The following is a 20,997-nucleotide window of genomic DNA, read 5'->3' as shown; positions in this document are numbered from 1 at the left end:
TGGACCCATGCACACACGTCAACTCGGTAAAAACGGTCCCCAGGTGTCCGCCATCGGCCTCGGCTGCATGGGCATGACCGATTTCTACACCACCGGCACCGACACCACCGAAGCCATCGCCACTCTGCACCGCGCCCTGGAACTGGGGATCAACCTGCTGGACACCGCCGACATGTACGGCCCCCATACCAACGAAGAACTGATTGGCAAAGCCATCGCCGGCAAGCGCGACCAGGTGTTTCTCGCCAGCAAGTTCGGCATCGTGCGTGACCCGGCGAACCCGGCGTTGCGTGGGGTGAATGGCCGTCCCGAATACATTCGCGACGCCATCGACGGCACCCTGAAACGCCTCGGCGTGGAAACCCTGGACCTCTACTACCAGCACCGCATCGACCCTGAAGTGGCGATTGAAGAAACCGTCGGCGCCATGGCCGAGTTGGTCAAGCAAGGCAAGGTGCGTTACCTGGGCCTGAGTGAGGCCTCGGCGGCCACCCTCGAGCGCGCTCATAAAGTGCATCCCATCAGCGCCCTGCAAAGCGAATATTCGCTGTGGAGCCGTGATCAGGAGGACAACGGTTGCCTCGCCGCCTGCGAACGCCTGGGGATCGCGTTTGTGCCTTACAGCCCACTGGGTCGGGGCTTCCTGACCGGCGCGCTGAAAAGCCCGGATGATTTTGCGGCGGATGACTACCGTCGGTTCAGCCCGCGTTTCCAGGGCGAGAACTTTGCGAAGAACCTGCTGCTGGTGGACCAGGTACAAGCCCTGGCTGCCGACAAGGCCGTGACGGCCGGGCAACTGGCGTTGGCCTGGGTGCTGGCGCAAGGGGATTACCTGATCCCGATCCCGGGGACCAAGCAACGCAAGTACCTGGAAGAAAACGTCGCGGCATTGGAGGTCAAGCTCAGCCCGGCCGAGCTGGCGGCGCTGGAGGCGATCTTCCCGGCCAATGCGACAGCCGGTTTACGTTATCCGGAAGCGGTTATGCAGATGCTGGACAAATAATCCTGCCACGCTGGACCGGGGCTGGCTCGCCAGCTCCGCTCCTTAAATCCTTGCCCTGGATTTTCTTGCACGACAGTGCCTCAAGCTCGCCCTTCCCAAGCCGATAGCCCTTCGAAGCTCTAACAAAGCCGCGTCGCACAATAACGCTTCGTAAGGACGACCCCATGCCCTCATTGCGCTCTATCCAAGCCCGCTACACCCTGTTTCTGGTGCTGTTCGTCCTGTTGTTATTCGTCTTGACGGTCGTGGGCATCGGACAGTTGGTGGCCCCCAAGCTGCGCCACACCGAAGAACAGGTGGCCCTCAATCGCATTGCCGAAGTGGCCGAGCAGATCCAGGGCGAGTTGAACAAGGTTCAGGCCCAGCAACGCAGCATCACCCAAACCATCCCGCTGCTGGACAGCGACGCCATCGACAAGGTGCTGCCCGGCCTGGTGGACCAGTACGGCGAATTGAAAGTGTTCGGCGGCGGCATCTGGCCCCTGCCCAACCAGCGCACGCCGGGCCGCAACAAGCACAGCACCTTCTGGCACCGCGATGCCTCGGGCAAGCTGGCGGTCAATACGTTCTGGAACAGCGACGCGGCCCCCAACTACTACGACCAGAGCTGGTACAAAGGCGGCCTCGCCTCGCCCCGCGGCCAGTGCGCCTGGGCGGCGGCCTACAAGGATGACGCCAGTCAGGAACCGCGCACCAACTGCGCCATGGCGATCCAGCGTGACGGCGCCGCGTATGGCGTCGCCACCATCGACGTGACCCTGGGCTTCTTCAACGACCTGGTGGCCGGCAAGGAAAAAGACCTTGACGCGCAAATGCTGATTGTCGAAGGCGACGGCAAGATCATCAGCAACAGCACGCGTATCAGCGGCCCGGTGGTGTTGAAAAACATCAGCGAACTGGTCGGCACCTCGGCCTTTGCCGCCCAGGTCAGCGCCGGCCTGGCCCATCGCGACCAATCCCTGCAGCGCAGTGAGTTCGACAACCAGGGCGTGGCCAGCACCTTCTTCATGCGCCCGATCGAGGGCACACCATGGTTCCTCGCTACTGCGCTGCCGACTTCGCTGATCACCGCCCAACGTGATGATGTGCTGGGTACGCTGGCGATGCTGCAAATCCCGATGATTCTGCTGCTGGTGCTGTTGCAGGTGTACGCCATCCGCCAGCTGGTACACCGGATGACTGCGCTGAAAACCAACATCGACGCGCTGTCCAACGGCGACGCCGACCTGACCCGGCGCATCACCATCCGTGCCGAGGACGAACTGGGCGCGATTGGCCATTCGGTGAACCGCTTTATCGTCTACCTGCAGAACATGATCGGTGAAGTGACGCAGGCGACCGGCGCCATGTCGTCGAGCCTGGCGCAGTTGCAGCAGACCTCGGCCCAGACCAACCAGATCCTGGTGCGTCATGCCTCGGAAACCGACCAGACCGTCACCGCTATCACCGAGATGAGCTCTACCGCCGATACCGTGGCCGAGAACGCCGCCGAAACTGCTGCGTTCACCCAGCGCGCCAATGAGCACGCCGACCGTTCGCGGGTGGTGGTCGGGGAAGCGTCCCGCAGCGTCAGCGCGTTGATCGGCGAAGTCTCCAGCGCCACCCACACCGTGGAAAACATGCGCCAGGATGCCGCGCGCATCACCGAAACCCTCGGCGTGATCGGCGCCATCGCCGGCCAGACCAACCTGCTGGCACTCAACGCGGCCATCGAAGCCGCCCGGGCCGGCGAACAAGGCCGCGGGTTTGCGGTGGTGGCCGACGAAGTCCGCGCCCTCGCCGCCCGCACCCAGGCCAGCACCTCGCAGATCAATGAGATGCTGGCGCGCCTGACCACGGGCGTGAGTTCCTCGGTGACGGCCATGGAAGCCACCCAGGCCAGCTGCCAGTCTGCGGCTGACGCCACGGCCCGGGTGAACACAGGGTTGGACGAGATGGCCGGCTCCGTCAGCCATATCAACAACCTCAGCACCCAGATCGCCACCGCCGCCGAACAGCAAAGCGCGGTGACCGAGGAAATCAACCGCAGCATGGTGCACATCCGCCATATGGTTGAAGAACTGGTGCAAAGCGGCCACGCCACGGAGCACAACACCCAGAGCCTGCTGGATGCCAATGGCCGGGTTATTGCATTGATGGGTCGCTTCAAGGTGCGTTGAAAAAATAGCCTGAAAGCTCTCGTGCAATGCGCGGGAGCCGGACTATTCTGACAGTTCGCTCCGCCACACAGGAGGTGTGTCATGCACGCAGTTGAGCATCCGATCCGTCTGGAGCGGATCAGTCAGGAACGCTATATCCAGGCCCCTATCGAAACCGTTTACGACTATGTCACCCAACCGGATCGCTGGCATGAATGGCATCCGACATCCCTGGGCGCCGACACCGGCACCACGGGCTCATTGCCCACTGGCCACCGTTTTACCGAGACCATCGACCTGCTGGGTGTGCAGGTACCCATGAGCTATCGCGTGCAGGTTGCGCAGCCACCGCGGGAGTTCAAGACCGCATTCACTTCCCTGGCAGTCGACGGCTGCATTCACTATTTCTTGCAGGCCCAAGGCGACGGCACTTTGTTTACCCGTGTGCTTACCTATGAAACCGAACTGCAACTGACCACCCTGCATGAGCGCATGATCGCCCTGTCCAACCAAGCCCTTGACCAGCTCAAGCAGCGCCTGGAATCCCCGTCTTCCTGACAAAACCGTCATCTCCCTCTCAGTTTTCCGACAGCACCAGGCCGTTATTCTGGTGCTGTCGGCGTTTCGTAAAACCTCGTAACACTCCCGGAAAACCCTTTTGTAAAAAGCGCGGAGAATGCCCGGCTGTTGCCCTTTATCTGACGAGATGATGATGAAAACTACCCTACGACTGGCCGTGCTGGCGGCGCTGCTCATCAGCCCCTTGGCCCAGGCTGCCGAGCTGATCCCGATTGATGTGCACCGCGATGCCAACTGCGGTTGCTGCAAAAAGTGGATTGCCCACCTGGAAAGCAACGGCTTCAAGGTCAACGATCACGTGGAAACCAATATGAGCGAGGTCAAGCAACGCCTGGGCGTGGCGCCGCGCCTGGCGTCGTGCCATACGGGCGTGATCGACGGCAAATTCGTCGAAGGCCATGTACCTGCCGATCAGGTGTTGGCCCTGCGCAAGCGCGACGACCTGCTGGGCATTGCCGCACCGGGCATGCCTTTAGGCTCGCCGGGCATGGAGATGGACGGCAGCAGCGATGCCTATCAGGTGATCGGCCTGACTCGCGATGGCAAAGACGTGGTAGTGGCTGACTATCCGGCACGCTGATTGATGCTTGCCGGTTACCTGGGACTGTTTTTCGCCGCCTTCGGCGCCGCCACGCTGTTGCCGATGCAATCAGAGGCGGTGCTGGTGGGGCTGTTGATCAGCGGGCATTACAGCCTGTGGCTGCTGCTCGGGGTAGCAACGGTTGGCAACGTAGTCGGCTCGGTGGTGAATTGGCTGCTCGGGCGCTCGGTGGAGCGGTTCAAGGAGCGGCGCTGGTTCCCGGTGAGTCCGAAGCATCTGGAAAAGGCCCGTACCCACTATCAACGGTGGGGCCATTGGTCATTGTTGCTCAGTTGGGTGCCCATCATCGGCGACCCCCTGACCCTGGTGGCCGGGGTCATGCGCGAACCATTCTGGCGTTTCCTGCTGCTGGTGACCCTCGCCAAAGGGGCGCGCTACGGGGTGTTGGCCATGCTCACCCTGCACTGGATTTAATCTCCCGTTAATCCCCTCGCCACAGCATCCGGGCACTGTTCCCGGAGCCTGTACCCATGTCCAAAATCCGCTCACTCTGCGTCGCCAGCCTGCTGCTCGGCAGCGCCCTTCCCGCATTCGCCGCCACCGAGGGCCCGACCTACGGCCCCGAACTGCAAGGTTTCAAATACCCTTACCCGGTGGAACACTTCACCTTCCAGTCCCAGGGCAAATCCCTGCAGATGGGCTACATGGACGTGCCGGCCAAAGGCAAGGCCAACGGACGCAGCATCGTGCTGATGCACGGCAAAAACTTCTGCGGCGCCACCTGGGAGGATTCGATCAAGGCTCTGAGCGACGCCGGCTACCGGGTGATCGCCCCTGACCAGGTCGGGTTTTGCACCTCCAGCAAGCCGGACAATTACCAGTACAGCTTCCAGCAACTGGCGATCAACACCCACCAACTCCTGGAAAAACTCGGCATTCAGAAAGCCACCCTTCTCGGCCATTCCACCGGCGGCATGCTTGCGACGCGCTACGCCCTGCTCTATCCGCAGCAAACCGAACAGCTGGCACTGGTGAACCCTATCGGCCTGGAAGACTGGAAGGCCATTGGCGTGCCCTATCGCAGCGTGGACCAGTGGTACGAGCGCGAGTTGAAACTGACCGCCGAAGGCATCCGCAAGTACGAACTCGACGCCTACTACGTCGGCCGCTGGAAGCCTGAATACGACCGCTGGGTCGATATGCTCGCCGGCATGAACAAAGGCCCCGGCCACACCCAGGTGGCGTGGAACTCGGCGCTGATTTACGACATGATCTTCACCCAACCGGTGTACTACGAGTTCAAGGACCTGCAGATGCCCACCCTGCTGCTGATCGGCACGTCCGACAACACCGCCATTGGCAAAGACCTGGCGCCCCCGGCGGTCAAGGCGAAGCTCGGCAACTATGCGGTGTTGGGCAAGCAAGTGGCCAAGCTGATTCCCCACGCCACCCTGGTGGAATTCCCGGGCCTGGGCCATGCCCCGCAAATGGAAGAACCGGCACAGTTTCACAAGGCGCTGTTGCAAGGGCTGAACGCCCTCTAATCCAACCTTTTTCGAGGCACGCGTGCATGTCGGTACAGATCGCAGTGATAGATGATTGGCAGAATGTGGCCCGTGGCATCGTGGACTGGTCAGTCCTGGCGTCGGTCGGCCAGGTACACTTCCTCCACGACTACCCGGCGGACACCGCCACGCTGATCGAACGCTTGCAGGGCTTCGAGGTGATTTGCGTGATGCGCGAGCGCACCCCTTTCGATCAGGCCCTCCTGGAAGGTTTGCCCAAGCTGAAGTTGCTGGTCACCGGTGGCATGCGCAACGCCGCCCTCGACATCCCCGCAGCCAAGGCCTTGGGTATCCAGGTGTGCGGCACCGACAGCTACAAGCACGCCGCTCCGGAACTGACCTGGGCGCTGATCATGGCGTCCACCCGCAACCTGCTGGCCGAAGCCAATTCCCTGCGCGCCGGCGGTTGGCAGGTGGGCCTGGGCGGTGATCTGCACGGCAAGACCCTGGGGATTCTCGGCCTGGGCAGCATTGGCCAGAAGGTCGCCAAATTTGGTAAGGCGTTCGGCATGCGCGTAATTGCCTGGAGCGAAAACCTGACACCGGAACGCGCCGCCGAAGCCGGCGTGACCTGGGTCAGCAAGCGCGAGCTGTTCGAGCAAGCGGATGTGTTGTCGATTCACCTGGTACTCAGCGACCGCAGCCGCGGGCTGGTAGACGCCGAGGCGTTGGGCTGGATGAAACCTACAGCGCATCTGGTGAACACCGCCCGTGGGCCGATTGTCGACGAAGCGGCCTTGATTGAAGCCCTGACCAATGGTCGACTGGCGGCCGCGGCACTCGATGTGTACGCCCAGGAGCCGCTGCCAGCCGGTCATGCGTTCCGAAAGCTGCCCAATGTACTGGCAACGCCCCATGTCGGTTATGTCAGCGAACAGAACTACCGCCAGTTCTACCAGCAAATGATCGAAGACATCCAAGCGTGGGCCAAAGGAGTGCCCCTTCGCGCACTAAGCTAGTGCACACATTTCACCTCCCACTCCCCCCGTAGCAGCTGTCGAGCCCCAGCGAGGCTGCGTCGGGCGCACTGCCGATCTTGAACCGGAGCGCGCCCGACGCAGCCTCGCTAGGGCTCGACAGCTGCTACGCCGCTCATGAAAAAAATTTGTCCTACAAAAATACCCTACAGACCCCACAGGCTCTGGGATCTGTCCTAGACTCATGACCGATGGGTCCGATCCAAAACAAAAACCCCGCAAAAAATCGAAACTTTCCAACTCTGCCACAGGTCAGGTTTAAGGTAAGGCGAGCGCTGACGGTTCATACCGAATGCCCGCCCATCCACTCTATTTAAGACTCCAGCACAACTGGCATAAGCCTTGCCAGTCTGTGTAGCGCTTGTGCGCCTGGCCGCAGGATGCGGTCAACCTTCGCTGATTGCCATATGCCATCAGCCGACCAAAATACGGGAGAGAACCATGATCAGTGCCGCTGTAGATACTCAGGGAGAGCGTTTTAGTCAGCCGGTTGGCGGGCCGACCTCTTTGGTTGACCTTCCCAACGCGGTGCGGCCAGTACCACGTGTCAATCCCAATCGCAAAAAAGTGCTGTTTGTCACGTCCGAAATTGCCGACCTGGTGAAAACCGGCGGCCTGGGCGACGTGTCCGCCGCCCTGCCCCGCGCCATGGCGCACCTGCACGATGTGCGCGTGCTGATCCCCGGCTACCCGCAGGTGCTGGACAGCGACAACCCTATCCATATCATCGGTGAACTGGGCGGCCACGCGGCATTGCCACCGTGCAAGATCGGGCGCATGGACCTCAAGGACGGCCTGGTCATCTACGTGCTGATCTGCCCCGAGCTCTATGAGCGCGAAGGCACGCCCTACGGCGCCAACAACGGCCGTGACTGGCCCGACAACCATATCCGCTTCGCCCGCCTGGGCCTGGCCGCCGCCGATATTGCCGCCAACCTGGCGCAAATCCACTGGTGCCCGGACCTGGTGCACGCCCATGACTGGCCCGCCGGCTTGGCCCCTGCCTATATGCACTGGCGCGGGTCACGCACCCCGACGTTGTTCACCATTCATAACCTCGCCTACCAAGGCGTGGTCAGCCTGGCCTCGTGCCCGGAGCTGGGGATTCCCGAACACGCCTTGCAACAGGAAGGCATGGAGTTCTACGGCAAGTTGTCTTTCCTGAAGGCCGGCATGGCGTATTCCAGCCACATCACCACAGTCAGCGCGACCTACGCCCAGGAAATCACCACCCCCGAATTCGGCTGCGGTCTGGACGGCTTCCTTGCCAGCAAGACCCAGCAAGGCCTGCTCAGCGGCATTCCCAACGGCATTGATGAAAGCTGGGAATCGTCCACCGACCCGCACCTGACTCACCCCTTCAACATCGGTGACTGGGAAGGCAAGGCACAGAACGCCGCCCATGTACGCAACCTGTTCGGTCTGGATGACTCCACCGGCCCGCTGTTCGCCGTGGTATCCCGACTGGTCTACCAGAAAGGCCTGGACCTGACCGAAGCGGTCTCCAGTTTTATCGTCGAAAACGGCGGCCAGATCGCGATCATCGGTCGTGGCGAGCCGGAAGAAGAGCAAGCCATGCGTGCCCTGGCCCTGCGCTTTCCCGGCCAGATCGGCGTGCGCATCGGCTTCAACGAGACCGACGCCCGACGCATGTTTGCCGGCAGCGACTTCCTGTTGATGCCGTCCCGCTACGAACCCTGCGGCCTGAGCCAGATGTACGCCCAGCGCTTCGGCTCGTTGCCGGTTGCCCGCAACACTGGCGGCCTGGCCGACACCATCGAGAATGGCGTCACCGGCTTCCTGTTTAACGAATCCACTGTCGAAAGCTACAAAGCGGCCCTGAGCCGCGCGTTCAAGGTTTTCGCCTTCCCAGGCTTGCTCAACGCCATGCGTTGCCGGGCCATGGCCGCACCGTTCAACTGGTGCCAGGCAGTGGAACCCTATGCCGAACTTTATGAGCAACTGGTAGCGAAAGCGCTGGGAAGATCGGGGAAACAGTAAAAAAGAGGTCTTCATAGATGCCGTCACGGACTCTGGAAACCTGGCCCCACGGCGCGATCATGCTGGATGCGGAACACACCCGTTTCGCCTTGTGGGCGCCAGACGCGTTTTATGTCAGCGTTGAATTTGAAGAAGGTAAATCGGTAGCGATGCTGCCCCAGGCCGATGGTTGGTTTGTGGTGCAGCTGCAATGCCCACCGGGCACACGCTACCGCTACAACATCGACGGCGAACAGGACGTTCCCGACCCGGCTTCCCGGGCACAGGCCACGGACGTTCACAGCTTCAGCGTGGTGGTCGACCCGCTGGCCTATCAGTGGCGCCAAAGCCACTGGCAAGGCCGGCCCTGGCACGAAGCGGTGATCTACGAGTTGCACGTGGGCGTACTGGGGGGCTACGCCGAGGTCGAAAAACAACTGCCGCGCCTCGCCGAACTGGGCGTCACCGCCATCGAATTGATGCCCATCGCGCAGTTCCCCGGCGAACGTAACTGGGGCTACGACGGTGTCCTGCCCTACGCCCCCCAATCTTCCTACGGTTCGCCCGAGCAACTGAAACAGTTGATCGACAGCGCGCACCACCATGGCCTCGCGGTGATCCTTGATGTGGTCTACAACCACTTCGGCCCCGACGGCAACTACCTCGGCACCTACGCCAAAGGCTTCTTTCGCGAAGACGTGCACACGCCCTGGGGTGCCGGAATCGACTTTGATCGCCGGGAAGTCCGGGATTTCTTCATCGACAACGCCCTGATGTGGCTGCTGGAATACCGCTTCGACGGCCTGCGCCTGGACGCCGTGCACGCCATCAACGATCCCGAGTTTCTGGAGGAGCTGGCGCAAAAAGTGCGCCAGCAAGTCGACACCGGGCGCCATGTGTGGCTGGTGCTGGAAAACGAATTCAATCAGGCCGGCCTGCTGGAGCGTGGTTTCGATGCGCAGTGGAACGATGACGGCCACAACGCGCTGCACGTGCTGCTCACCGGCGAAACCGACGCCTACTACACCGACTTCGCCGAAGACCCCACCGGCAAACTGGCCCGCTGCCTGAGTGAAGGTTTTATCTACCAGGGCCACACCACGCGCCATGGCCACGCACGCGGCGAGCCCAGCGGCCACCTGCCGCCCAGCGCCTTTGTGCTGTTCCTGCAGAACCATGACCAGATCGGCAACCGCGCTCTGGGCGAGCGCCTGCATCAACTGTGTTCCCCCCAGGCATTGAGTGCTGCGACGACCTTGTTGCTGATGTCGCCGATGATCCCGTTGATGTTCATGGGCGATGAAGTCAACGCTGAGGAGCCGTTCCTGTTTTTCACCGACCACCACGGCGAACTGGCCGAGGCGGTGCGCGAAGGCCGGCGTAACGAGTTTGCCGACTTCGCCGCGTTCAGCGACCCCGAACGCCGCGAGCGGATTCCCGACCCCAACTCCCTGCAAACCTTCCGCCGCTCTGCGCCCGCCCTCGCCGACTGCGGCGACTCGCAACTCTACCGCCAGCTACTGAGCCTGCGCCACCAGCATATCGTGCCGCACCTGCCGGGCAGCGTGGCCCTGGGCGCGCAAGTGCTGGCAGCGGGCGCGGTCACGGCGCGCTGGCGCCTGGGCAACGGTAGCCTGCTGCAAATCGACCTCAACCTGAGCGCCGATTCTCTGAACTACCCGGCCGCCGAGCACCTCCTATTTGTGACGCAGGCCAGCGGGGCCGAACAATTGGCCCCCTTCAGCGCCCGCGTCAGCCTCACCCATTCCCCTGTTGGAGAGCACCCTTGAGCGACGCGCAATTGGAAATACTCGCCAGCCGAGCGGGCCTGGCCGTCGATTGGATCGACGCGAATGGCCGCCCGCAACATGTCAAAGCCGACGCCCTGCGCGCCGTGCTCAAAGGCCTGGGCCACCCGGCCGACAACGACGCCGAGATCGAAACCAGCCTGCAAGACCTGGAACGCGTGCAGCAAGACAAGCACCTGCCGCCCCTGATGACCGTCGACAGCGGCGCGGGCCTCGACCTGGCGCGCTACTTCGCCCCCGGTACGTCGTGCCAGATTCACCTTGAAGACGACAGCGTGCTGGACCTGCGCCTGGACGATAATGCGGTGCTGCCCGGATCGATTCCGGTGGGCTACCAACACGTGCATATCGACGACCAGCATTTCACCCTGGCCGTGGCACCGACGCATTGCTACACCGTTGCTGAAGCGGTCGACACCGAGACCGCCCGCGCCTGGGGCCTGAGCGCCCAACTGTATTCCCTGCGACGCAGCGGCGACGGCGGCTTCGGCGACACCCAGGCCCTGGAGCAACTGGCCCGCGCGGCTGCCGAACGCGGAGCCGATGCCCTGGCCATCAGCCCGATGCACGCGATGTTCAGCGCCGACACCGAACGCTTCAGCCCATATTCCCCGTCCAGTCGCCTGTTCCTCAACAGCTTGTACGCGTCCCCCGGCTGCATCCTCGGTGAGCGCGCGGTGCAAATCGCCATCGAAGCCAGCGGCCTGGCCGACGAACTGCATGACCTTGAGCAGCAATCACTGATCGATTGGCCAGCCGCGGCCAAAGCCAAGCAACGCCTGATGCGCACGCTGTATGAAGACTTTCGCCGGGGCGACCACCCGCAACACGCCGACTTCCTGAGCTTCCGTCAGGCCGGCGGTGAAGCCCTGGAAAATCACTGCCGCTTTGAAGCGGTACAAGCCAAACGTGCGGCCGATGGCGAAAGCCTCGACTGGCGTCACTGGCCCGAGGACTGGCAGAGCCCGCAAAGCCCGGCGCTGGTGCAGTTTGCCGAAGCCAATCGGGATGAAATCGGCTTCTACGCTTTCAGCCAATGGTTGATCGCCCGTTGCCTTGAACGCGCGCAACAAGCGGCCCGCGGCAGCGGCATGGGCGTGGGTTTGATCGCCGACCTGGCGGTGGGCGCCGACGGCGGCGGCAGCCAGGCCTGGAGCCGCCAGGATGAACTGTTGGCGGAACTCACCGTGGGCGCGCCACCGGACATCCTCAACCGCGCCGGCCAGGGCTGGGGCATTTCCGCGTTCTCTCCCGAAGGCCTGAAACGCAATGGCTTTCGCGCGTTCATCGAAATGCTGCGGGCCAATTTCGCCCATGCCGGCGGCTTGCGCATCGACCATGTGATGGGCCTGCAACGCCTGTGGGTGATCCCGATGGATGCCTCGCCGCGTGAAGGGGCGTACCTGTATTACCCGGTGGACGACATGCTGCGCTTATTGGCGCTGGAGTCGAGCCGCCATCAGGCGATCGTCCTCGGTGAAGACCTCGGCACCGTACCCGACGGCCTGCGGGAAAAACTCATCGCCCGCTCGATCCTTGGCATGCGTGTGCTGCTGTTCGAGCAAGGCCACGACGGCCAGTTCAAGCCGATTCTGGATTGGCCGGACAACGCGCTGGCCACCACCAGCACCCACGACCTGCCAACCCTCAACGGCTGGTGGCACAGCCGCGATATCGACTGGAATATCCAGTTGGGGCTGATCGACGCTCCCACCGTCGAACAATGGAGCGAACACCGCCTGCAGGAACGCCAGGCGCTGCGCCAGGCCTTGAGCCAGGACCCGCAGAACTTCACCGATGAAGTGCGCAACGAAACCGACCACGTCATCGACGCCAGCGTGCGCTACCTGGGCCACACCCGTGCGCCATTGGTTTTGCTGCCGCTGGAGGACGCCCTGGGCGTTGAAGAGCAATCCAACCTGCCCGGCACCACCGACACCCATCCGAACTGGCGGCGCCGCCTGGCGGGGGATGCAGCCACCCTGCTCGATGATGAAAACGCCGCCCGCCGCCTTGAACTGCTGGCCGTGGCGCGCATCCAGGCCTACGAGCGTGACCGATGAAGCCATTAACGCTACGGGCCACCCAGCGCCTGCAATTTCATAAGGGCTTCACCCTCGACGACGCCGTGCCACTGGTGCCGTACTTTGCCGAACTGGGCATCAGCCATCTCTATGCGTCACCGCTGCTGAGTGCCCGTGCCGGCTCCATGCACGGCTATGACGTGGTCGATCCCACCACCGTCAATCCCGAGCTGGGCGGCGAACCGGCGCTGCGCCGATTGGTAGCAGCGCTGCGCGAACATGACATGGGGCTGATCCTCGATATCGTCTCCAACCACATGGCCGTCGGCGGCGCCGATAACCTGTGGTGGCTGGACCTGCTGGAATGGGGCCGCCTGAGTCCCTACAGCGAGTTCTTCGACATTCAATGGCACTCGCCAGACCCGCTGCTCAAGGGCCAATTGCTGATGCCGTTTCTCGGCAGCGACTACGGCGAGGCCCTGCAAACCGGCGCCTTGCCCCTGCGTTTCGACCCGCAGCACGGCAGCTTCTACGTCGAGCATTACGAACATCGCTTTCCGATCTGCCCAAGAGATTACGGCGAACTGCTGCCGATCAAGATGCTGGCTGACCGCTTCAATGGCCTGGCCCACCAGCCGGACGCTTACCTCCAGGCCACTGCGCTGAAACAGGAGTTGGTCGAAGCTGCCCGCGATCCGCAAACCTTGAAGGCCATCGAAGACAACCTCAGCCGCTATGACGCGCGTCAGCCCGAAGGGTTTGCCCGCCTGCACAACCTGCTGGAACAACAAAGCTACCGCCTCGCCAGCTGGCGCACGGCGGCGGACGATATCAACTGGCGGCGCTTCTTCGACGTCAACGAGCTGGGCGGCCTGCGGGTTGAGCGCAGCGCGGTGTTCGAAGCGACCCACGGAAAAATCTTCCAGTTGATCAGCGAAGGCCTGATCGATGGCCTGCGCATCGACCATATCGACGGCCTCGCCGACCCGCGCGGTTACTGCCGCAAATTGCGCCGCCGGGTGGACTCCCTGGCGGGCGGGCGGCACTTGCCGATCTTCGTCGAGAAGATCCTCGGCGAAGGCGAAACCTTGCGCGAAGACTGGCAAGTGGACGGCACCACCGGCTACGAATTCATGAACCAGCTGTCGTTGCTGCAACACGACCCGGATGGCTTCGAGCCCCTGGCCGAGTTATGGACGCGCCACACCGAACGCCCGTCGTCGTTTATCGAAGAAGCCTGGCTGGCCCGTCAGCAGATCCTCAACGGTTCCCTGGCCGGCGACTTTGAAAGCGTGGCCCGGGCCCTGCTGCAAGTGGCCCGGGACGATGTGATGAGCCGCGACCTGACCCTGGGTGCGATTCGCCGCGCGTTGCAGGAACTGATCGTGCACTTCCCGGTGTACCGCACCTACATCAGCGCCCGGGGCCGCAGCGAACTGGATGACGTGTTTTTCCTGCAAGCCCTGGCCGGTGCCCGCAGTACCTTGAGCGAAGGCGACTGGCCAGTGCTCGACTACCTGGAAAAATGGCTCGGAGGCCAACCCTGGCGCGACCGCCCCTTGGGCCGCGAACGCAAGATGCTCAAGCACGCCTGCGTGCGCTTCCAGCAACTGACCTCGCCGGCAGCGGCCAAGGCCGTGGAAGACACCGCGTTCTATCGCTCGGGCGTCTTGCTGTCGCGCAATGACGTGGGCTTCAGCACCGAACAGTTCAGCGCACCGCTGGAAGACTTCCACGCAGTGAATCAGCAACGCCTGCGCACCTTCCCCGACAACCTGCTGGCCACCGCCACCCACGACCACAAGCGCGGCGAAGATACCCGTGCGCGCCTGGCCGTGCTCAGCGAATGCGCCGAGTGGTATGCCGAACAGGTAGAGCAATGGCGCCCCCTCGCCGCCCGCCTGCGCAGCGATGCCAGCACCCCTTCGGCGGGTGATGAGTTGATCCTCTATCAGGTGCTGTTGGGCAGTTGGCCCCTGGACCTGCATCGTGACGATACCGAGGGCCTGGCGGACTATCACCAGCGCCTCTGGCAATGGCAACAAAAAGCCCTGCGCGAGGCCAAGCTGAACAGCAGCTGGAGCGCCCCCAACGAGTTGTACGAACAAGGGGTCGAAGCGTTCCTGTCACGGCTGCTGCTGGATGATTCCGGCAAGGCCCTGCGCGACGCCATCGGCGAAGCCGCCCAGGCCATCGCCCCGGCGGGCGCCCTCAACGGGCTGGCGCAATCCTTGCTTCGCCTCAGCGTGCCGGGCGTGCCGGATCTGTATCAGGGGGATGAGTTCTGGGACTTCACTCTGGTAGACCCTGATAACCGCCGGCCGGTGGATTATCCCGCACGGCAACAGGGGCTGCACACGCCGCCGGACATCGGTGAGCTGGTGTTCAACTGGCATGACGGGCGTATAAAACAGGCGTTGATCAGCCAGGTCCTGGGGTTGCGCAAGGCGCATCCACAGCTGTTTCGCCAGGGCACCTACGAGCCTCTGGAAGTGGTGGGCGAACACGCCGAACGGGTGGTCGCTTTCTACCGGGAATACCAGGGCAAACAACTGCTGGTGGTGGTGCCGCGCTGGCCTCATCGGCTGCTTGGAAACGGTGTATCCCCGCTGATCAACGCGCAAATTTGGGGCGATACCCGGGTCCTTTTACCGTTCGCCGCACCAACTCAAAATTGGAAGGGACTTTTCCGAACAGGCGCAGTCACACCAAACAAGGAGCTCATGATCAGCGCTGCCCTGGGGGACTTCCCGGTCAATGTCTTTATCAATCCTGATGATCAAGAAAGCTGAAATTTTCTGTGAGGAGCATTGCGATGAGTACTGAAGACAAACGCATACGCGAACTGGCGCATCAGATCTGGGAGTCGGAAGGCAAACCCCACGGCGAGGACGCGCGACACTGGGAGATGGCGCGCAAACTGGCGGAAGCCGAAGCGTTGACGCCCTCCAAAGCGCCAAAGGCCGCCGCCAAGCCCAAGCCTAAAGCCAAGCCCCCAGCGCCAGCGCCCAAGCCGGCAGCCAAGCCAAGCGCTGCGCCAGCAGCGAAGAAACCTGCTGCGAAGAAGCCCAAGGCACCCTGACCCAAAGATCCTCCTGCGCGTGCGCCCGCACCGCAGGAGGCTATCCAACCACCGATTTCTCTCCGGCTTCACGCCGGCAAGGCCCCGTTCGGCCCGGAAAAACCCTTTTGCAGGAGCATCTCAATGAGCAAACCCAACAAGCCCAACTCGACGCCGGAACACGAGCCGTCGCGGATTCGTGAAGGTTTGCCCTTCCCCCTCGGTGCGACCTGGGACGGTCTGGGGGTCAACTTCGCGCTGTTCTCGGCCAACGCCACCAAAGTTGAACTGTGCATCTTCGACGACAGCGGCGAAGTCGAGCTGGAGCGTATCGAACTCCCCGAATACACCGACGAGACCTTCCACGGCTACCTGCCCGACGCCCATCCGGGGCTGATCTACGGCTATCGCGTGTACGGTCCATATGACCCGGCCAACGGTCATCGCTTCAACCACAACAAATTGCTGATCGACCCCTACGCTAAACAGCTGGTGGGCGAACTCAAATGGTCCGAAGCCCTGTTTGGCTACACCATCGGCCATCCGGACGCCGACCTGAGTTTCGACGAACGCGACAGCGCGCCCTTCGTGCCCAAGTGCAAAGTCATCGACCCGGCCCACACCTGGGGCAATGACCAGCCGGTGCGCACGCCGTGGGACCGCACGATCATTTATGAAACCCACTTGCGCGGCATCACCATGCGCCACCCTTCGGTGCCTGAAGAAGTGCGCGGTACCTGCGCCGGGCTGATGGTGGACGATGTGCTCAAGCACATTCGCCAGTTGGGGGTGTCGTCGGTGGAACTGCTGCCGGTGCACGCCTTCGTCAACGACCAGCACCTGCTGCAAAAAGGCATGACCAACTACTGGGGCTATAACAGCATTGCGTTCTTTGCCCCGGACCCGCGCTACCTGGCCAGCGGCAAGATCGCCGAGTTCAAGGAGATGGTTGCGCACCTGCATGAAGCCAAGCTGGAAGTGATTCTGGACGTGGTCTACAACCACACCGCCGAAGGCAACGAGCAAGGCCCGACGCTGTCCATGCGCGGCATCGACAACGCCTCGTACTACCGCCTGATGCCCGATGACAAGCGCTTCTACATCAACGATTCCGGCACCGGCAACACCCTCGACCTGAGCCACCCGTGCGTGCTGCAGATGGTCACGGACTCGTTGCGTTACTGGGCCACCGAAATGCACGTCGACGGTTTCCGCTTCGACCTGGCAACCATCCTTGGCCGCTACCGCGACGGTTTCGACGAGCGCCACAGTTTCCTCGTGGCCTGCCGCCAGGACCCGGTGCTGCGCCAGGTGAAAATGATTGCCGAGCCGTGGGACTGCGGCCCCGGTGGTTATCAGGTCGGCGGCTTCCCGCCGGGCTGGGTGGAATGGAACGACCGTTTCCGCGATACCGTCCGTTCGTTCTGGAAAGGCGACGACGGCCAACTGGCGGACTTCGCCGGGCGCATGACCGCCTCGGGCGAGATGTTCAACCAGCGCGGCCGCCGGCCGTACAGCTCGGTGAACTTCATCACCGCCCACGACGGTTTCACCCTGCACGACCTGGTGTCCTACAACGACAAGCACAACGAAGCCAACGACGAAAACAACCAGGACGGCAGCAACAACAACCTGTCGTGGAACCACGGCGTCGAAGGCCCCACCGACGACCCGGAAATCAACGCGCTGCGCCTGCGCCAGATGCGTAACTTCTTCGCGACGTTGCTGCTGGCCCAGGGCACGCCGATGCTGGTGGCCGGTGACGAGTTCGCCCGCACCCAGCACGGCAATAACAACGCCTATTGCCAGGACAGCGAAATCGGCTGGATCAACTGGGAGCTGGATGAAGACGGCAAGGCCCTGCTCAAGTTCGTCAAGCGCCTGATCAAGCTGCGCCTGGCGTACCCGATCCTGCGTCGCGGACGCTTCCTGGTGGGCGACTACAACGAAGACATCGGCGTCAAGGACGTCACCTGGCTCGCGCCGAGCGGCGATGAAATGACCATCGAGCAATGGCAGGACAGCCACGGCCGCTGCCTCGGCATGTTGATGGATGGCCGCGCCCAGGAAACCGGGATTCGCCGCCCAGGCGCCGATGCCACCTTGTTGCTGGTGGTCAACGCCCACCACGACATGGTCAATTTCCGCCTGCCACCGGTGCCGGATGGCGGCTTCTGGACCTGCATGCTCGACACCAACCAGCCAGCGGTGCGTGGCCAGGAGCGCTTCGATTTCGATCACGAATACGCCGTCACCGGGCGTTCGCTGCTGCTGTTTGAATTGCAGCATGAGGACGAGGTGTGACATGGCCTTGCATGAGTTTCTTCGCGGCTACCGGGATTACCCGGACACCCAGGCCCTTGGCGCTGCGCTGAGGGCTTTGGTGGAGGAAGGCCTGGACCAGTTGCCCTTGCCGGGCAGCGGGCAAACGTTGGAACGCTTCAGCCGGCTGGCGCAAGTCGCCGGCCATGACCTGCGGTTGTGCAAGTTGTTTGAAGGCCACACAGACGCCCTGGCGATCATCGCTGAACTCGACAGCCCCTTGCCGCCGGTTGGTAGCACGTGGGGCATGTGGGCGGCCGAGCCGCCCACCGCCAGGGTGCGGATCCGGCGTGACGGTCAACGGGTGCGGCTGGAGGGCCGCAAGGCCTGGTGCTCGGGCGCGGCGGTGGTCAGCCACGGCTTGCTCACGGCGTGGGATGAAGAGGATCGCCAGCAACTGGTTGCAGTGGAAATGCACCAGCCCGGCGTAACCGTCACCGATGAGGGCTGGGCGGCCGTGGGCATGGCCGCTACGGGGAGTGTTGAAGTGCTTTTCCAGGACGCCGTTGGCCTGGCCATCGGCAAGCCTGGGGACTATTTGGCGCGCCCAGGCTTCTGGCAAGGCGGCATCGGCATCGCGGCCTGCTGGTACGGCGCGGCACAACGCCTGGCCGAGGCCTTGCGTGAGCAGTGCGCAAAACGCGCGGAGCCCCATGCCCTGGCGCACCTTGGCAGCGTCGACAGTGCCTTGCACAGCGCGGCCTGTGTGCTGCGCGACAGCGCCACTCACATCGACCGGCAGCCCAAGGCCGATGCCCGGCTGCTGGCACAACAGGCACGGGCCTGTATCGAAGAAACCGTCGACCAGGTGATTCACCATGTCGGCCGAGCACTGGGCGCCGGGCCGTATTGCAAGGACCCGCATTTTGCGCAGTTGATGGCCGACTTGCCGGTATACCTGCGGCAAAGTCACGCCGAGCGCGACCTGGCCGCCCTTGGTCAACAAGTCGCCGATGAGCGCCCAGGGAGATGGGAACTATGAAGATCAATCCAATCGTCGGCCAAGGCACGCCCTTGCATTTGTGGCAAAGCTCGTCGCGCCTGGCCGAGCTGCCTTGCGTGGACATTGCCGAACTGGTGCCTGAAGGCAGCCGCGCCGTGATCATCGCGCCACATCCGGATGACGAAGTCCTTGGCTGCGGCGGCCTGTTGCAAGGCCTTGCCGCGCTGGATCGCCCTATTCTGCTGATCTCCGTCACCGACGGCAGCGCCAGTCATCCCGGCTCACGCCGCTGGCCGGTGGAACGCCTGAGCGTGGTGCGGCCGCAAGAGTCGGCGCAGGCCCTGCACCGGCTGGGGCTGCCGTTGCACAGCCTGAAATGGTTGCGGGCCGGGTTTAGCGACAGCCAGGTCGCCGCAGGTGAAGAAGACCTGAGCCGCTTCATCGAGCGTTACCTCAAGCCCGGCGACGTGGTCTTCACCACTTGGCGCGAAGACGGCCATTGCGACCACGAGGCCGTGGGCCGTGCCAGTGCCAAGGCGACCCGGGCGGTGGGCGCCACCTTGCTGGAGCTGCCCGTGTGGACCTGGCATTGGGCAACCCCGGAAGACAGCCAGGTGCCCTGGGATCGTGCTCGCAAAATCCTCCTGACACCTGAAGCCGTGGCCCGTAAACGGCACGCCATCCACGCCTTCGCCAGCCAGTTGGAAGGCGACCCGCAGATCGGCCTGCCGCCGGTGCTCGCGCCCTTTGTGCTGGAGCGCCTGTTGCAACCTTTTGAAGTGGTGTTTGTATGAGCGTTGCCACCCCCTACTTCGACGAGCTGTTTGCCGGCAACGACGACCCATGGGCCTTTCGCCAACGCTGGTACGAGCGGCGCAAGCGGGCCCTGACCCTGGCGCTGTTGACCCGGCCCCGCTACGCCTCGATTTTCGAGCCTGGCTGCGCCAACGGTGAGCTGAGCTTCGAACTGGCCCCGCGCTGTGACCGCCTGCTGTGCTGTGACACGGCGCAAGCGGCGGTCAGCCTGGCACAGGCGCGGCTGCGCGGCTTCAGCCACGCCACCGTGCAGCAGAGCCGGCTGCCGGAGCAATGGCCCAGCGAGACCTTCGAGCTGATCGTGCTCAGCGAGCTTTGCTACTACCTAGACCCGAAGGACTTCGATGGGCTGATCGATCGCGCCCTCGCCTGCCTGACGCCTGACGGACAAATCCTCGCCTGCCATTGGCGCCCGCCCATCGACGGTTGCCCGCAGACCGCCGAACAGGTGCACGCGCGCCTCGCCCAGCGACTCGACATGCCACACCTGGTGCAGCACCACGAAAGCGATTTTCTACTGGACCTGTGGAGCCGGGACGGCACTACGGTCGCCACCCTGGAGGGACTGCGATGATCGGCATCCTGATACCCGTGCATAACGAAGAAAAACTGCTGCCTGAATGCCTGAAAGCCGCAATGGTCGCGGCCAGTCATCCAGGCCTGCTGGGTGAAGAGGTGCAGATTCTGGCGGTGCTCGACAGTTGCAGCGATCGCAGCGCGATGATCGCCCGTGAATACCAGGTACAAACCCTGGAAGTACAGGCGCGTAACGTGGGCCACGTGCGCGGCGTAGGTGCGCGGCACTTGCTCAACAACGGCGCGCGCTGGATTTCCTGCACCGACGCCGACAGCCGTGTAGCCCCCGACTGGCTGGTGGCGCAACTGGCCCTGGGTGTGGACGCGGTATGCGGCACGGTGACGGTGGATGCCTGGAGCGAAGGCTTCGACCCGGCGGCGCAAATCCGCTATCTCCAGGCCTATGAGGCCCGGGACGGGCATCGGCATATCCACGGCGCCAACCTGGGGGTCAGTGCCGGTGCCTACGTGCGGGCCGGCGGTTTCGAGCCCCTGCCCTGCCATGAAGACGTGGAACTGGTGCGCCAGCTGGAGCGCTGCGGGGCTTCCATCGCCTGGAGCCACTCGCCCCAGGTGATTACCAGTGCCAGACTGGACTGCCGCGCACAGGGTGGTTTCGGTGACTACCTGAAGAGCCTGATGCAAGCGTCCTGAAAAAATTGCG

17 protein-coding genes are annotated in these 20,997 nt (G+C 63.2%); all 17 read left to right on the top strand.

Features of this window, described 5'->3' with window-relative positions; translation table 11 throughout:
* The first annotated feature begins 7 nt into the window (after positions 1-7).
* The 17 genes from ACUN0G_RS27905 (at position 8) to ACUN0G_RS27825 (ending at position 20,987) form a co-directional block, all read left to right on the top strand.
* Positions 8-1,003, top strand: a complete 996-nt coding sequence (locus ACUN0G_RS27905) for an aldo/keto reductase (RefSeq protein WP_445574912.1) — start codon at positions 8-10, stop codon at positions 1,001-1,003.
* A 164-nt stretch (positions 1,004-1,167) separates the two neighbouring features.
* On the top strand, positions 1,168-3,162 hold the full coding sequence (locus tag ACUN0G_RS27900) for a methyl-accepting chemotaxis protein (protein ID WP_421551829.1): 1,995 nt from the start codon (positions 1,168-1,170) through the stop codon (positions 3,160-3,162).
* An 81-nt stretch (positions 3,163-3,243) separates the two neighbouring features.
* Complete coding sequence (locus ACUN0G_RS27895) at positions 3,244-3,699, top strand: SRPBCC family protein (protein WP_421524068.1); 456 nt, start codon at positions 3,244-3,246, stop codon at positions 3,697-3,699.
* A gap of 154 nt (positions 3,700-3,853) precedes the next feature.
* Entirely contained in the window at positions 3,854-4,300 is a 447-nt protein-coding gene (locus ACUN0G_RS27890) for a DUF411 domain-containing protein (protein WP_445574911.1), read from the top strand.
* 3 nt (positions 4,301-4,303) lie between these two features.
* Positions 4,304-4,735 carry a YqaA family protein gene (locus ACUN0G_RS27885; RefSeq protein WP_445574910.1) on the top strand — a complete coding sequence of 144 codons (432 nt, stop codon included), beginning with the start codon at positions 4,304-4,306 and terminating at the stop codon, positions 4,733-4,735.
* A 56-nt stretch (positions 4,736-4,791) separates the two neighbouring features.
* Positions 4,792-5,805 (top strand): alpha/beta fold hydrolase, encoded by a 1,014-nt coding sequence (locus tag ACUN0G_RS27880; RefSeq protein ID WP_445574909.1) that lies wholly within the window; start codon positions 4,792-4,794, stop codon positions 5,803-5,805.
* Positions 5,806-5,831: 26 nt separating this feature from the next.
* Positions 5,832-6,785, top strand: a complete 954-nt coding sequence (locus ACUN0G_RS27875; RefSeq protein WP_445574908.1) for a D-2-hydroxyacid dehydrogenase family protein — start codon at positions 5,832-5,834, stop codon at positions 6,783-6,785.
* A 459-nt stretch (positions 6,786-7,244) separates the two neighbouring features.
* Entirely contained in the window at positions 7,245-8,804 is a 1,560-nt protein-coding gene (gene glgA, locus ACUN0G_RS27870; RefSeq protein ID WP_063030711.1) for a glycogen synthase GlgA, read from the top strand.
* Positions 8,805-8,821: 17 nt separating this feature from the next.
* The gene (gene treZ / locus ACUN0G_RS27865; RefSeq protein ID WP_445574907.1) at positions 8,822-10,573 is read left to right on the top strand and encodes a malto-oligosyltrehalose trehalohydrolase; all 1,752 of its coding nucleotides are present in this window, start codon (positions 8,822-8,824) and stop codon (positions 10,571-10,573) included.
* A complete protein-coding gene (malQ, locus tag ACUN0G_RS27860; protein ID WP_445574906.1) occupies positions 10,570-12,654 on the top strand; it encodes a 4-alpha-glucanotransferase in 2,085 nt (694 codons plus the stop codon). The genes treZ and malQ overlap by 4 nt, the downstream gene beginning before the upstream one ends.
* The gene (locus ACUN0G_RS27855) at positions 12,651-15,407 is read left to right on the top strand and encodes a malto-oligosyltrehalose synthase (protein ID WP_445574905.1); all 2,757 of its coding nucleotides are present in this window, start codon (positions 12,651-12,653) and stop codon (positions 15,405-15,407) included. Before malQ ends, ACUN0G_RS27855 begins: the two co-directional genes overlap by 4 nt.
* A 23-nt stretch (positions 15,408-15,430) precedes the next feature.
* Positions 15,431-15,697, top strand: coding sequence for a DUF2934 domain-containing protein (locus ACUN0G_RS27850; protein ID WP_258346323.1), 267 nt, complete (start codon positions 15,431-15,433; stop codon positions 15,695-15,697).
* A gap of 123 nt (positions 15,698-15,820) precedes the next feature.
* Entirely contained in the window at positions 15,821-17,980 is a 2,160-nt protein-coding gene (gene glgX / locus ACUN0G_RS27845; protein ID WP_258346324.1) for a glycogen debranching protein GlgX, read from the top strand.
* A 1-nt stretch (position 17,981) separates the two neighbouring features.
* Complete coding sequence (locus ACUN0G_RS27840; RefSeq protein ID WP_445574904.1) at positions 17,982-18,980, top strand: acyl-CoA dehydrogenase; 999 nt, start codon at positions 17,982-17,984, stop codon at positions 18,978-18,980.
* Entirely contained in the window at positions 18,977-19,735 is a 759-nt protein-coding gene (locus ACUN0G_RS27835; RefSeq protein ID WP_258346326.1) for a PIG-L deacetylase family protein, read from the top strand. Before ACUN0G_RS27840 ends, ACUN0G_RS27835 begins: the two co-directional genes overlap by 4 nt.
* Complete coding sequence (locus tag ACUN0G_RS27830) at positions 19,732-20,331, top strand: SAM-dependent methyltransferase (RefSeq protein ID WP_318304700.1); 600 nt, start codon at positions 19,732-19,734, stop codon at positions 20,329-20,331. Before ACUN0G_RS27835 ends, ACUN0G_RS27830 begins: the two co-directional genes overlap by 4 nt.
* Entirely contained in the window at positions 20,328-20,987 is a 660-nt protein-coding gene (locus ACUN0G_RS27825; protein ID WP_258346328.1) for a glycosyltransferase, read from the top strand. Before ACUN0G_RS27830 ends, ACUN0G_RS27825 begins: the two co-directional genes overlap by 4 nt.
* The last annotated feature ends 10 nt before the right edge of the window (positions 20,988-20,997 follow it).

It is taken from the genome of Pseudomonas sp. 32A (assembly GCF_052682255.1).
This window is presented reverse-complemented; position numbering and strand designations above follow the sequence as displayed.